The sequence below is a fragment of the Erwinia sorbitola genome (assembly GCF_009738185.1).
GTDB lineage: Bacteria > Pseudomonadota > Gammaproteobacteria > Enterobacterales > Enterobacteriaceae > Erwinia > Erwinia sorbitola.
On sequence record NZ_CP046509.1, the window covers coordinates 437501 to 451111 of the forward strand.

Consider the following 13611-nt stretch of genomic DNA (forward strand, 5'->3'; position numbering starts at 1 on the left):
CGTACACAAAAATGCATTGCTGTGAGTTCGATGAGTAGGGCGGGACACGTGACATCCTGTCTGAATATGGGGGGACCATCCTCCAAGGCTAAATACTCCTGACTGACCGATAGTGAACCAGTACCGTGAGGGAAAGGCGAAAAGAACCCCGGCGAGGGGAGTGAAAAAGAACCTGAAACCGTGTACGTACAAGCAGTGGGAGCACCTTCGTGGTGTGACTGCGTACCTTTTGTATAATGGGTCAGCGACTTATATTCTGTAGCAAGGTTAACCGTATAGGGGAGCCGCAGGGAAACCGAGTCTTAACTGGGCGTTAAGTTGCAGGGTATAGACCCGAAACCCGGTGATCTAGCCATGGGCAGGTTGAAGGTTGGGTAACACTAACTGGAGGACCGAACCGACTAATGTTGAAAAATTAGCGGATGACTTGTGGCTGGGGGTGAAAGGCCAATCAAACCGGGAGATAGCTGGTTCTCCCCGAAAGCTATTTAGGTAGCGCCTCGTGAACTCATCTCCGGGGGTAGAGCACTGTTTCGGCTAGGGGGCCATCCCGGCTTACCAACCCGATGCAAACTGCGAATACCGGAGAATGTTATCACGGGAGACACACGGCGGGTGCTAACGTCCGTCGTGAAGAGGGAAACAACCCAGACCGCCAGCTAAGGTCCCAAAGTCATGGTTAAGTGGGAAACGATGTGGGAAGGCACAGACAGCCAGGATGTTGGCTTAGAAGCAGCCATCATTTAAAGAAAGCGTAATAGCTCACTGGTCGAGTCGGCCTGCGCGGAAGATGTAACGGGGCTAAACCATGCACCGAAGCTGCGGCAGCGATACGCAAGTATTGTTGGGTAGGGGAGCGTTCTGTAAGCCGTCGAAGGTGGCCTGTGAGGGCTGCTGGAGGTATCAGAAGTGCGAATGCTGACATAAGTAACGATAAAGCGGGTGAAAAGCCCGCTCGCCGGAAGACCAAGGGTTCCTGTCCAACGTTAATCGGGGCAGGGTGAGTCGACCCCTAAGGCGAGGCCGAAAGGCGTAGTCGATGGGAAACGGGTTAATATTCCCGTACTGGGTGTTACTGCGAAGGGGGGACGGAGAAGGCTATGTTAGCCGGGCGACGGTTGTCCCGGTTTAAGCATGTAGGCTTGAGTTCCAGGCAAATCCGGAACTCTTTAAGGCTGAGGTGTGATGACGAGGCACTACGGTGCTGAAGTAACAAATGCCCTGCTTCCAGGAAAAGCCTCTAAGCATCAGGTAACATCAATCGTACCCCAAACCGACACAGGTGGTCAGGTAGAGAATACCAAGGCGCTTGAGAGAACTCGGGTGAAGGAACTAGGCAAAATGGTGCCGTAACTTCGGGAGAAGGCACGCTGGCGCGTAGGTGAAGGGACTTGCTCCCGGAGCTGAAGCCAGTCGAAGATACCAGCTGGCTGCAACTGTTTATTAAAAACACAGCACTGTGCAAACACGAAAGTGGACGTATACGGTGTGACGCCTGCCCGGTGCCGGAAGGTTAATTGATGGGGTTATCCGCAAGGAGAAGCTCTTGATCGAAGCCCCGGTAAACGGCGGCCGTAACTATAACGGTCCTAAGGTAGCGAAATTCCTTGTCGGGTAAGTTCCGACCTGCACGAATGGCGTAATGATGGCCAGGCTGTCTCCACCCGAGACTCAGTGAAATTGAACTCGCTGTGAAGATGCAGTGTACCCGCGGCAAGACGGAAAGACCCCGTGAACCTTTACTACAGCTTGACACTGAACATTGAGCCTTGATGTGTAGGATAGGTGGGAGGCTTGAAGCGTGGACGCCAGTCTGCGTGGAGCCAACCTTGAAATACCACCCTTTAACGTTTGATGTTCTAACCTGGCGCCGTGATCCGGCGTGGGGACAGTGTCTGGTGGGTAGTTTGACTGGGGCGGTCTCCTCCTAAAGAGTAACGGAGGAGCACGAAGGTCAGCTAATCACGGTCGGACATCGTGAGGTTAGTGCAATGGCATAAGCTGGCTTGACTGCGAGAGTGACGGCTCGAGCAGGTGCGAAAGCAGGTCATAGTGATCCGGTGGTTCTGAATGGAAGGGCCATCGCTCAACGGATAAAAGGTACTCCGGGGATAACAGGCTGATACCGCCCAAGAGTTCATATCGACGGCGGTGTTTGGCACCTCGATGTCGGCTCATCACATCCTGGGGCTGAAGTAGGTCCCAAGGGTACGGCTGTTCGCCGTTTAAAGTGGTACGCGAGCTGGGTTTAGAACGTCGTGAGACAGTTCGGTCCCTATCTGCCGTGGGCGCTGGAGAATTGAGAGGGGTTGCTCCTAGTACGAGAGGACCGGAGTGAACGCACCACTGGTGTTCGGGTTGTCATGCCAATGGCATTGCCCGGTAGCTAAGTGCGGAAAAGATAAGCGCTGAAAGCATCTAAGCGCGAAACTTGCCTCGAGATGAATTCTCCCTGGGTCCTTGAGACCCCTGAAGGGACGTTGAAGACTACGACGTTGATAGGCCGGGTGTGTAAGCGCAGCGATGCGTTGAGCTAACCGGTACTAATGACCCGTGAGGCTTAACCTTACAACGCCAGAAGCGTTCTGGTGAGCGTTATGAGAGACGCGAAAGACAATTTTCAGCCTGTACCGGATAAAGAATTTATCTGTCCTCCTGCGGAGTCAATTCCGAAGGATTTTGTGCTGTGACAAGGCGACCAGCGAAGTGAGTGAAGGAGCATACACAGGTATGTGACTGAGCTTGCGAGCGCAGGCAACGCAGTCAGAGCGCAAAAGACACAGGACAGAGCACAGAATTTGCCTGGCGGCTTTAGCGCGGTGGTCCCACCTGACCCCATGCCGAACTCAGAAGTGAAACGCCGTAGCGCCGATGGTAGTGTGGGGTCTCCCCATGCGAGAGTAGGGAACTGCCAGGCATCAAACAACAAAGGGCGACATACGTGTCGCCCTTTAAAATTAAGTGTGCTGATATGGCTCAGTTGGTAGAGCGCACCCTTGGTAAGGGTGAGGTCCCCAGTTCGACTCTGGGTATCAGCACCAGTAATAAAGCGTGAGTTCGGTAAATCAAGAATTTGCCTGGCGGCTTTAGCGCGGTGGTCCCACCTGACCCCATGCCGAACTCAGAAGTGAAACGCCGTAGCGCCGATGGTAGTGTGGGGTCTCCCCATGCGAGAGTAGGGAACTGCCAGGCATCAAACGAAGAAAGAACCCCGACCGAAAGGCCGGGGTTTTTTTTCGTCTGTTGTTTGTCGGTGAGCTGCTCTTCAGTAGGACAGATGCGCCGGGAGCGCATCTGAACGGCGTGCAGCGCCGGCCCGTAGGGTGGCCCACAGGGAAGTGGGCCATAAACTGCCAGGCATCAAACGAAGAAAGAACCCCGACCGAAAGGCCGGGGTTTTTTTTCGTCTGTTGTTTGTCGGTGAGCTGCTCTTCAGTAGGACAGATGCGCCGGGAGCGCATCTGAACGGCGCGCAGCGCCGGCCCGTAGGGTGGCCCACAGGGAAGTGGGCCATAAACTGCCAGGTATCAGATAAAGAAAGAACCCCGACCGGAAGGCCGGGTTTTTTTTCGTCTGCTGTTTGTCGGTGAGCTGCTTTCAGGAGTAACTTTTTCCATCGGCGACTTGCCTGTAATGTAAGGCGATAAAAAAGCCCCCAGCCAGCGATGGATGGGGGCTTTTTGATGATATTTATTTTTTAAATCAGTGAATTACTTGGGAAAGGAAGGCGCGGGTACGTTCAGATTTAGGATTGGCAAAAAACTCCTGTGGAGGCGCTTCTTCCACGATCTCACCACGATCCATAAAGATCACCCTGTCTGCCACGGTACGGGCAAAGCCCATTTCGTGAGTTACACATAGCATGGTCATACCATCCTCTGCCAACCCAATCATGGTATCCAGTACCTCCTTCACCATTTCAGGATCCAGCGCTGAAGTCGGTTCATCAAACAGCATTATTTTCGGCTTCATACAGAGTGAGCGTGCAATAGCTACACGTTGCTGCTGTCCGCCGGAAAGCTGCCCGGGAAATTTATGTGCATGTTCAGCAATGCGCACACGCTCCAGATAATGCATTGCCAACTCTTCAGCCTCTTTCTTCGGGGTTTTACGTACCCAGATTGGCGCGAGAGTACAGTTCTGTAAAACGCTCAAGTGCGGGAACAGATTAAAATGCTGGAACACCATGCCGACTTCAGTACGAACACGTTCAATATTGCGCAGATCGTCGTTGAGTAAGGTGCCATCGACAACGATACGGCCCTGCTGATGCTCTTCCAGATGATTAATACAGCGAATCGTCGTTGATTTCCCGGAGCCGGAAGGGCCGCAGAGAACGATACGCTCGCGAGGTTTAACCTTCAGATTAATGTCTTTCAGTACATGAAACTGCCCGTACCATTTGTTCACATTTTCGAGCGTAATCATCATCGCGTCGTCAGATGAAGTAATAATTTGAGTCATTTTAAACCTCAGTGCGGTGTACGCCCGGTGTGGAAGCGCTTCTCCAGATACTGGCTGTAGCGCGACATGCTGAAACAGAAAATCCAGTAGACCAGTGCAGCAAAAACATAACCCTCTGTAGACATCCCCAGCCACGCCGGGTCGACGGTTGCCTGCTGCACGCTGCTGAACAGATCAAACAGACCGATGATGATCACCAGGCTGGTATCTTTAAATAGTGCAATGATGGTGTTAACCAGACCGGGAATAACCATCTTTAACGCCTGGGGCAGGATCACCAGCCCCTGGGTTTTCCAGTAGCCCAACGCCAGTGATTCTGCGGCTTCATACTGCCCTTTTGGTAAGGCCTGGAGACCACCACGAACCACTTCGGCAACATAAGCCGACTGGAACAGGATCACCCCGACCAGCGCACGTATAAGTTTGTCGATCGAGCTACCCTCTGCCATAAACAGCGGCAACATGACCGAAGACATAAACAGTACGGTAATTAGCGGAACACCACGCCAGAACTCAATAAACAGAACGCAGAGTGTGCGAACCACCGGCATACGTGAACGACGGCCTAGCGCCAGCAGGATACCTAAAGGTAATGCGCCTGCGATGCCCACTGAAGCGATAATCAGCGTCAGCGTCAGTCCGCCCCACTGGCGGGTTTCAACACGTTCCAGCCCCAGATAGCCGCCGTACAGCAGAAACCAGACAACTACCGGGTAGATAACCGCCCAGGCGGCAATGTACGTGCCACGTCGCGGCAGGCTTTTCAGGAACATCGGAACAATTGATAGCAGACCGATTACCAGGGCAAGATTGATGCGCCAGCGCAGTTCATGCGGATAGAGCCCATACATAAACTGTCCAAAACGCGCATGGATAAACACCCAACACGCACCTTCTTTCGTACAGTCAGCGCGCGTTTCACCAATCCAGTTAGCCTGGAAGACCAGCCAGTTCAGCGCAGGAGGAATAACTGCCCAGATTACCCACAGACAGAACAGCGTCAGCAGTGTGTTGCCCGGACTTGAGAACAGATTTTTTCTTGCCCACAGCACCGCGCGAGACAACGCGCTTGTCGGTACAGCGGGCGTTTCATGAGTGGTAACAGTCGTCATAATCCCGTTCTCTTAGCGCTCAACAAGGGCAATTTTGCGGTTGTAGATATTCATTAACAGCGAAATCGACAGGCTGATGATGAGATAGACACCCATCGTAATAGCAATGGTCTCAATGGCCTGACCCGTCTGGTTCAGTACCGTGCCGGCAAACAGCGACACCATATCGGGATAGCCAATCGCTGCGGCCAGCGAGGAGTTTTTCACGATATTAAGATACTGGCTGGTCAGCGGAGGGATAATTACGCGCATCGCCTGCGGGATAATTACCTGACGCAGTGTGACCGGGTTTGGTAGACCGAGAGAGCGGGCTGCTTCATGCTGGCCATGCGGAACAGACTGAATCCCGGATCGGATCACCTCAGCGATAAACGAAGAGGTATAGATCGACAGCGCCAGCGTTAACGCCGCCAGCTCTGGTATCAGGACAAATCCCCCACGGAAGTTAAAGCCGCGCAGCTCGGGAACATTCCAGTGCATCGGGCTGCCTGCAATCAGAAAGGCTACCAGTGGGAACAGCACCAGCATGATAATAGCCGCAGGCCAGGTACGGCGCAGCTGGCCAGTCTTTAACTGATGCTGTTTGTTATAGCGAAAAAGCCCAAATGTCATCACCAGTGCCAGCACCAGAGCGGCCAGAAAAGCTGCGCTTCCGGGCGCATATTCCGGCCAGGGTATATAGAGCCCGCGGTTACTGACAAAGGCAAGATCAAAGGCGTTAAGCGCCTGGCGTGGCCCCGGGAGATTGCGTAACACCGCAAAATACCAGAAGAATATCTGCAACAGAGGCGGGATATTACGGAATGTCTCAATATAAATATTCGAGATTTTCCGCAGCAGCCAGTTGTCAGACAAACGAGCCAGACCGATAAAAAAGCCAAGGAAAGAAGCAAAGACGATACACAGCGCAGAAACCAGCAGGGTGTTGGTGAGGCCCACCAGGAACACGCGAGCGTATGTATCGCCCTCAGTGTAATCAATCAGATGCTGGATAATACCGAAGCCGGCGCTACGTTCAAGGAAACCAAAACCGGACGTAATACCACGGCTTGCCAGGTTGATAATGGTGTTATGAATCAGATAACCAGCAACGGCAAGAACTACAGCGACCGCAATGATCTGGTAAAGCCAGGCGCGCACCGCAGGATTGCTGAATGAAAAATCCCTTTTCACGGTTGGGCGTTGAGACATGATGAAACCTCAGTGACGAAAATTCTGGCGTGGGCACCGACAGGCCGGTGCCCTGTATTCATGGGAATTAACGTACTGGTGGCGCGTACTGAATGCCGCCATTGTTCCACAGCGCATTCTGACCACGAGCAATTTTCAGCTGACTATCTTTTCCGACATTGCGGTCAAAGACTTCCTGATAGTTGCCAACCTGTTTAATGATGTTGTAAGCCCATTTATTGTCCAGCTTCAGATCTTTACCAAAATCACCTTCGGCACCCAGCAGGTGAGCCATATCCGGCGTTGAAGGTTTCGCTGTCATCTGATCAACATTCTTCGAGGTGATACCCATCTCTTCCGCATTCAGCATGGCGAACAGAGACCATTTAACGATGGTATACCAGTCATCATCACCGCGGCGTACAACCGGGCCCAGAGGCTCTTTAGAGATCACTTCCGGCAGAACGATAAACTCATCAGGTTTGCCCAGCTTGATACGCAGTGCATACAGCTGAGACTGGTCAGAGGCAAGGGTGTCGCAACGGCCGGTATCAAGGGCTTTAGCCGATTCATCAGAGCGGTCGAAGGTCACAGGGGTGTACTGCATTTTATTGGCTTTAAAGTAATCCGCCACGTTCAATTCGGTATCAGTACCGGCCTGGATACAGACAGTTGCGCCATCCAGTTCTTTAGCACTTTTCAAACCCGCTTTCTGATGCGTCAGGAAGCCGATACCGTCGTAGTAGTTTACGCCAGCAAAAATAAAGCCCATACCGCCGTCGCGAGACGAGGTCCAAGTGGTATTACGTGACAGGATATCTACCTCACCAGACTGCAACGCGGTGAAGCGCTCTTTAGCTGTCAGCGGGGTATATTTTACTTTTTCAGCATCACCAAACACTGCCGCAGCGGCGGCGCGGCAAACGTCTACATCAATACCGGTAAATTTACCGTTGGAATCCGCATAAGAGAAACCAGGCAGACCATCACTGATACCGCACTGTACAAAGCCTTTCTTCTTAATTGCGTCCAGCGTAGTGCCAGCATGAGCCTGATTTGCAACCGCAAACAGCGTTGCAGCGGCAACCATCGTGGAGAGCATCATCTTTTTCATAAAGCATCCTGTGTGGCTAATTCGTTTTGTTATGTTTAATGCACGCTTTGGTGCACTTTGCCTGTCTGTGGCCGGGGCCATCCATTGCTTTGCAAAGGTAATGCCAGATTTGCATCGCTCTGAATTTACTGAAGAGACTGACTGATAACGGGAAGTGACTTACAAGCAGGATTAATATCGCGCACCAGGACGGGGCAAAAATAGTCAGGATGGTCACAAATAGTGCAATAAGTTTCACTATATGGAAGCAGTGTGAGGACGGCGTCAATTTTTGTTACTGAAATGTAAAAGTACTTGCACAAACCAGCGCCCTGAGGCGCTGTTAAGTCAGGGCGGAGGTAGAAGATTAATAGAGAGAGTTAGCGCCTGCGGGGCGGGTTTTGAAGCGGCGATGCAGCCACATATACTGATTAGGCGCACGCATGATTTCGCGCTCGATCACCCGGTTCATATATTCAGCTGCCAGCTGTTCATTCTCGATAGGATAGTCTTTCAGCTCCGGCTGGATAACCAGTTCGTAGCCGCTTCCGTCTTCCTTACGAATCAGCACGACGGTAATTAATGCCGGTTTCGCCATACGTGCCAGCATCCAGGTACCGCTGGTGGTTGCGGCTTCAGGTACGGCAAACAGAGGTGCAAACACGCTCCCCTTAGGGCCATAATCCTGATCGGGCGCAAACCATACCGCTTCGCCCTGCTTAAGCGCCTGTACCATGCCGCGCAGGTCACGGCGGTTAATCATCGCCTTGTTGGAGCGCATACGTCCTTTAGTCTGTATCCACTCCATCAGCTTGTTATTGTGCGGACGATACATTGCCATCATTGGCTGGCAGATGCCCATCGCCCTGCCACCCAGTTCCAGCGACATAAAGTGCACACCAATAATAAGTGCACCACGTCCGCCACTCTGCGCCGCCTGCAAGTTTTCCAGTCCTGTAACAGTAAACCAACGCTTCACCCGACGATCGGACCAGAACCAGGCCATCCCTGTTTCGAGAAGTCCCATTCCGAGAGATTCAAAGTTTCCGACGATGAGGCGATCAAGCTGCTCAGGTTTGATATCCGGGAAACAGAGCTCCAGGTTACGACGAGCTATTGAGACGCGGCGCTTCATAAAGCGCATCGAGGTACGGCCCATCCAGAGGCCAAGTTTATTCAATACGGGATAAGGGAGCTGCACCAGAAGGAATAATACACTAACGCCAAACCAGGTCAGCCAGTAGCGCGGGCGCAGAAAGCTTCTCTGGAATTTTTTTGACTGCTTCATATTTGCTCATTTAGACATAAGGGACAGAGAATCAGTAACGCATAATGAAGGCAATCAGTTGCGATACAATGACTCAGACACCCGTTCATGATGATGGTTTAGCCACGACTCATATTTGGCAGTAATTTACATTCGCGAGATGTTACGTACTGCATTAAGTAGATAGCTCTACCCGTTCTTGTATACGACATCGTAATGAAGATTAACGTGGTGTTGCAAACAATAAAAAAGCGCCTACCCCATAAGGGTAAGCGCTTTAGATACAACATGATAGCCAGAGGCTATTAGTTCATGCCGTATTTTTTCAGTTTCTTACGTAGTGTACCGCGGTTGATGCCCATCATCAGGGCTGCACGGGTCTGGTTGCCACGGGTGTATTGCATCACCATGTCCAACAGAGGCTGTTCTACTTCAGCCAGTACCAGCTCATACAGATCATTTACATCCTGACCATTCAGTTGAGCAAAATAGTTCTTCAGTGCCTGTTTGACCGAATCACGAAGTGGCTTTTGGGTCACCTGATCCTGTGAATTCACGGTAGATACGGTCAGTACGTCAGAATTTACGCGTTGTTCGAACATAGTTCTGTCAGCTCTTTATTTCTAATTACGCAAGATTTTCGAAGTATGCCTCCAACGCCTCCAGCTGTTCGCTGGCATCCTCTATGGCGTTGAATGTGCGCCGAAACTGGTCGTTTGGGGCGTGCTCCTGCAGATACCAGGAGACGTGCTTCCGGGCAATACGGTATCCCTTGCGATGACCATAAAAGTCGTGCAGTTCCCGTAAGTGCCCGATGAGCAAGCGCTTTACCTCAGCCAGTGGCATCGGTGCCAGCAGCTCCCCAGTGTCCAGATAGTGCTGGATTTCCCGGAAGATCCACGGTCTTCCCTGAGCCGCCCGTCCTATCATCAGGGCATCAGCCCCCGTATAGTCAAGTACGGCTCTGGCTTTATGCGGGTCAGTAATGTCTCCATTCGCGATAACCGGAATGGATACGTTCTGCTTAACTGTCCGAATGCTGTCGTACTCAGCTTCGCCGTTGAACAAACACGCGCGAGTGCGTCCGTGAATTGTCAGGGCCTGAATACCACAGCGTTCAGCCAATTGGGCAATCTCTACACAGTTGCGGTTGTCGCTATCCCAGCCTGTGCGAATCTTTAAGGTGACCGGTACGTCAACTGCATTGACCACCGCTAAGAGGATAGACTTCACCAGCTCAGGGTGTTGCAGCAGTGCCGAACCTGCCATCTTGCGATTCACTTTTTTGGCTGGGCAACCCATATTGATGTCGATGACCTGCGCACCTGAAACTGCATTGATGCGCGCGGCTTCCGCCATCTCTTCCGGGTCACAACCGGCAATTTGCACGGTACGAATACCAGGTTCGTCACTGTGTACCATACGCAACCGCGACTTATCGCTGGCCCAAACTTCAGGGTTCGACGACATCATCTCGGAGACGGTCATACCAGCGCCCATTGCATAACAAAGGGTCCTGAATGGCCTGTCTGATATCCCGGCCATCGGGGCTGCAATCAAACGATTACGAAGCTGGTGATTTCCTATGCGCATGAAAAAAAAGTGACCATAGTGTGTCCGCAAGGCGGCGTATATTACGCATTTTTTCAGGAAGATGAAAGGCCAAACTTTGAACAACCCGCTATTGCGAATCGTAGAATTGCCTTATTCATCTTGATGATTTATTTAATCAGCATATAAAACAACGAATTAAAAAAAATACGACGAAATTGTGTACAAAGATTTTTCTTTTTTTGTGACCTGGATAACAACATAATTCACGTCAGTTTGCCTGTAATTCGGTACATATGACGTGATGAATGGGCTGTAGCAGGTCATCCGGCCTGTGGCCGCTGATTATTTTAACAGCGAATGCCTGTAATGCGACACCACTCTTCTTTCTCTGCCACCGGGTCGAGAGTGAAGGTGTCAGCATACGCTTCACACACGCTCTCCGCCTGGCTCGCCAGCACGCCGGACAGGCCAAGGTGACCACCATTTTTGGGCAGTACGCTAATCAACGGTGCCAGTTCACGCAGCGGGCCGGCAAGGATGTTGGCGACCACCACGTCTGCACTGAGGTTGTCTGGCTGCTGATGCGGCAGGTAAAGCGACAGACGTTCAGAAACGCCGTTGCGCTGTGCATTGTCGCGGCTGGCCTGGATTGCCTGCGGATCGATATCAATACCAATAGCTGCGGCGGCACCGAGTTTCAGAGCGGCAATCGCCAGAATGCCGGAGCCACAGCCAAAGTCGATTACCGTTTTACCAACCAGATCGAGGCCATCCAGCCACGCAAGGCACAGTGCCGTTGTCGGGTGGGTGCCGGTACCAAATGCCAGGCCCGGATCGAGCATCACGTTAACTGCGTTCGGATCCGGCACATCGCGCCAGCTTGGACAGATCCACAAACGCTCACCAAAACGCATCGGATGGAAGTTGTCCATCCACTCGCGCTCCCAGTCTTTATCCTCGATCTGCTCGATCTTATGATGGAAACCTGCGCCCAACAGCGGATGCTGTTCCAGGCCAGCAATCACATCCGGCATCTCAGTTTCGGCGTCAAACAGCCCGATCACGTCAGTATCGCCCCACAGGCGGGTTTCACCCGGCAGGGGTTCAAATACCGGGTTATCGTGGGTATCCTGGAAAGTGACCGACACGGCACCGTTTTCAATCAGTGCATCCCCCAGCTCTTCAGCCTGAGCGCCGGTAGTATTAAGCTTCATTTGTATCCAGGGCATAGTAAATCTCTTTATTCAATCAGGGTGGAGGCAGCCGTTGTCACCGTGGCAGAGTGACCAAAACGGTTGCCAATAATAAATGCCAGCAGACTCAGTAACAGCGCCGGAACAATCGGGTGGAAGCCCCAGGGTTGCAGCGACAGGCTGGCCAACAGCGTATAGCAGGCGGCACCAACAATCATGCTGCTAAGTGCGCCCGCCGCATTGGCTTTTTCCCAGTACAGCCCCAGCACCAGAGGCCAGAGGAATACGGCTTCCAGTCCGCCAAACGCCAGCAGGTTCAGCCAGATAATCATGTCCGGCGGATTCCAGGCTGCCAGCAGCAGCAGCAGGCCCAGTATCAGCGTCACCAGCGAAGAGAGGCGTTTGAGCAACGGCTCATTGTCCATCTGATGGGGCCGCATCCGCAGGTAGAGATCTTTAACGATCGTTGCCGACGATTGTAGCAGCTGTGCGTTGATGGTGGACATGATCGCCGCCATAGGTGCGGCAAGAAAGATCCCGGCAGCCAGCGGCGGCAGTACATGGATCATCAGAGTAGGGATCACCTGGTCAGGGATCTGCAAATCCGGGATCACCGCGCGCCCCAGCGCCCCTGCGAGATGCATACCAAACATCAGCACAGCGACCACGACAGTGCCAAGCAGGATCGCAAGATGTACCGCTTTACTGTCTTTATAGGAGATGCAGCGCACCGCCGTGTGCGGCAGACCGATCACCCCAAAGCATACCAGCACAGAGAAAGAGGCCAGGAACGTTGGTGTGAGAATATTATCTACCCCAGTCGACGACACCAGCTTTGGATCGATATGCTGGAGTGTTTCGACCGCTTTATGCATACCCCCTGCGGCGTGAATCACGGCAAACAGCAGCAAGAAGGTACCTGCCAGCATCACCAGCCCCTGCATGGCATCATTAAGTACGCTGGCACGGAAACCGCCAAACGCCGTATACAGCGCGATAGAGACGCCAAAAATCAGCAGTCCGGTGTCGTAGGGAATACCAGCGGCAGTTTCCAGCAGGCGGGCACCGCCGATAAACTGTACGGTCATGGCACCGATAAATGCCACCAGCAGGCTGATGCTGGCGAGCCAGACCAGGAGCGGGCTGCGGTAGCGCGCATAGAGCATATCGTTAAGGGTGACCGCGTTATAGCGTCGCGCCAGAATGGCAAATTTTTTGCCGAGTACGCCCAGTGACAGCCATACCGCAGGAACCTGCACCATCGACAGCAGTACCCAGCCCAGTCCGTATTTATAAGCGGCGCCGGGGCCACCGATAAATGAGCTGGCGCTGATATACGTTGTGGTTAATGTCATCGCCAGTACGAAACCGCCCATCGAGCGGCTGCCGAGGAAATATTCACTCAGGAAACTGCCCGTGCGGCGGTGACGCATGGCGTACACCGACAGCCCGGCAACCAGTAACAGGTAGCCTAGCAGTGGCAGAATAATGTCAAGCTTCACCGTCGTCCTCCAGAGAGATATCGCGGAAGATGACGCGAACCATCAGCCAGCAGAAAATAATAAACAAACCGGGAACCAGCACGCAGGCGATCTCAAACCAGTGCGGCAGGCCGCTTATTCCCTGCTGGTCACCCGGTAACCAGGCAGAGAGCGCCCAGCAGATAAGGTAAGCCAGCGCCAGCCAGAATGACCAGCGCGCCTCACGGTGGGCCTGAACAAAACGTTTTTCCATCCGTTTCTTCCCAATAAGAAGGGG

The 13611-nt window shown here is 52.7% G+C and carries 10 protein-coding genes, 1 tRNA gene and 3 rRNA genes (1 of these 14 running past the window's edge); 4 read left to right on the forward strand and 10 right to left on the reverse strand.

Annotated features, from left to right (window positions below; translation table 11 throughout):
- The 4 genes from GN242_RS02000 to rrf (GN242_RS02015) all read left to right on the forward strand — a co-directional run.
- Window positions 1-2568: ribosomal RNA gene (locus GN242_RS02000) — 23S ribosomal RNA — on the forward strand; it begins 333 nt to the left of the window's first position.
- Between the two features lie 233 nt (window positions 2569-2801).
- Window positions 2802-2917 (forward strand): 5S ribosomal RNA (gene rrf / locus GN242_RS02005).
- Window positions 2918-2965: 48 nt separating this feature from the next.
- Window positions 2966-3041: transfer RNA gene (locus GN242_RS02010), tRNA-Thr, on the forward strand.
- Between the two features lie 35 nt (window positions 3042-3076).
- Window positions 3077-3192, forward strand: a 5S ribosomal RNA gene (gene rrf / locus GN242_RS02015).
- 510 nt (window positions 3193-3702) lie between these two features.
- Here rrf (GN242_RS02015) and GN242_RS02020 read toward each other — a convergent pair.
- The 10 genes from GN242_RS02020 to GN242_RS02065 form a co-directional block, all read right to left on the reverse strand.
- Window positions 3703-4464, reverse strand: a complete 762-nt coding sequence (locus tag GN242_RS02020; protein WP_154753192.1) for an amino acid ABC transporter ATP-binding protein — start codon at window positions 4462-4464, stop codon at window positions 3703-3705.
- An 8-nt stretch (window positions 4465-4472) separates the two neighbouring features.
- Window positions 4473-5576, reverse strand: a complete 1104-nt coding sequence (locus tag GN242_RS02025) for an amino acid ABC transporter permease (RefSeq protein ID WP_154753191.1) — start codon at window positions 5574-5576, stop codon at window positions 4473-4475.
- A gap of 12 nt (window positions 5577-5588) precedes the next feature.
- A complete protein-coding gene (locus GN242_RS02030; RefSeq protein ID WP_154753190.1) occupies window positions 5589-6767 on the reverse strand; it encodes an amino acid ABC transporter permease in 1179 nt (392 codons plus the stop codon).
- A gap of 67 nt (window positions 6768-6834) precedes the next feature.
- Window positions 6835-7860, reverse strand: a complete 1026-nt coding sequence (locus GN242_RS02035; RefSeq protein ID WP_154753189.1) for an amino acid ABC transporter substrate-binding protein — start codon at window positions 7858-7860, stop codon at window positions 6835-6837.
- Between the two features lie 346 nt (window positions 7861-8206).
- Window positions 8207-9127 carry a kdo(2)-lipid IV(A) palmitoleoyltransferase gene (lpxP, locus tag GN242_RS02040; RefSeq protein WP_154753188.1) on the reverse strand — a complete coding sequence of 307 codons (921 nt, stop codon included), beginning with the start codon at window positions 9125-9127 and terminating at the stop codon, window positions 8207-8209.
- 284 nt (window positions 9128-9411) lie between these two features.
- Window positions 9412-9708 (reverse strand): DNA-binding transcriptional regulator Fis, encoded by a 297-nt coding sequence (fis, locus tag GN242_RS02045; protein ID WP_000462905.1) that lies wholly within the window; start codon window positions 9706-9708, stop codon window positions 9412-9414.
- A 25-nt stretch (window positions 9709-9733) separates the two neighbouring features.
- A complete protein-coding gene (dusB, locus tag GN242_RS02050) occupies window positions 9734-10699 on the reverse strand; it encodes a tRNA dihydrouridine synthase DusB (protein ID WP_154753187.1) in 966 nt (321 codons plus the stop codon).
- A 308-nt stretch (window positions 10700-11007) separates the two neighbouring features.
- Window positions 11008-11889 (reverse strand): 50S ribosomal protein L11 methyltransferase, encoded by an 882-nt coding sequence (gene prmA / locus GN242_RS02055; RefSeq protein ID WP_154753186.1) that lies wholly within the window; start codon window positions 11887-11889, stop codon window positions 11008-11010.
- 11 nt (window positions 11890-11900) lie between these two features.
- Window positions 11901-13355 (reverse strand): sodium/pantothenate symporter, encoded by a 1455-nt coding sequence (gene panF / locus GN242_RS02060; protein ID WP_156286838.1) that lies wholly within the window; start codon window positions 13353-13355, stop codon window positions 11901-11903.
- Entirely contained in the window at window positions 13345-13587 is a 243-nt protein-coding gene (locus tag GN242_RS02065) for a YhdT family protein (protein WP_154753185.1), read from the reverse strand. The genes panF and GN242_RS02065 overlap by 11 nt, the downstream gene beginning before the upstream one ends.
- Window positions 13588-13611 lie beyond the last annotated feature (24 nt).

What these genes read in the sequence shown, in the direction of transcription:
- GN242_RS02030 (WP_154753190.1), bottom strand. Translation starts at nt 6,767, where the DNA reads ATGTCTCAACGCCCAACCGTGAAAAGGGATTTTTCATTCAGCAATCCT.
- prmA (WP_154753186.1), bottom strand. Translation starts at nt 11,889, where the DNA reads ATGCCCTGGATACAAATGAAGCTTAATACTACCGGCGCTCAGGCTGAA.
- GN242_RS02025 (WP_154753191.1), bottom strand. Translation starts at nt 5,576, where the DNA reads ATGACGACTGTTACCACTCATGAAACGCCCGCTGTACCGACAAGCGCG.
- GN242_RS02020 (WP_154753192.1), bottom strand. Translation starts at nt 4,464, where the DNA reads ATGACTCAAATTATTACTTCATCTGACGACGCGATGATGATTACGCTC.
- dusB (WP_154753187.1), bottom strand. Translation starts at nt 10,699, where the DNA reads ATGCGCATAGGAAATCACCAGCTTCGTAATCGTTTGATTGCAGCCCCG.
- GN242_RS02065 (WP_154753185.1), bottom strand. Translation starts at nt 13,587, where the DNA reads ATGGAAAAACGTTTTGTTCAGGCCCACCGTGAGGCGCGCTGGTCATTC.
- fis (WP_000462905.1), bottom strand. Translation starts at nt 9,708, where the DNA reads ATGTTCGAACAACGCGTAAATTCTGACGTACTGACCGTATCTACCGTG.
- GN242_RS02035 (WP_154753189.1), bottom strand. Translation starts at nt 7,860, where the DNA reads ATGAAAAAGATGATGCTCTCCACGATGGTTGCCGCTGCAACGCTGTTT.
- lpxP (WP_154753188.1), bottom strand. Translation starts at nt 9,127, where the DNA reads ATGAAGCAGTCAAAAAAATTCCAGAGAAGCTTTCTGCGCCCGCGCTAC.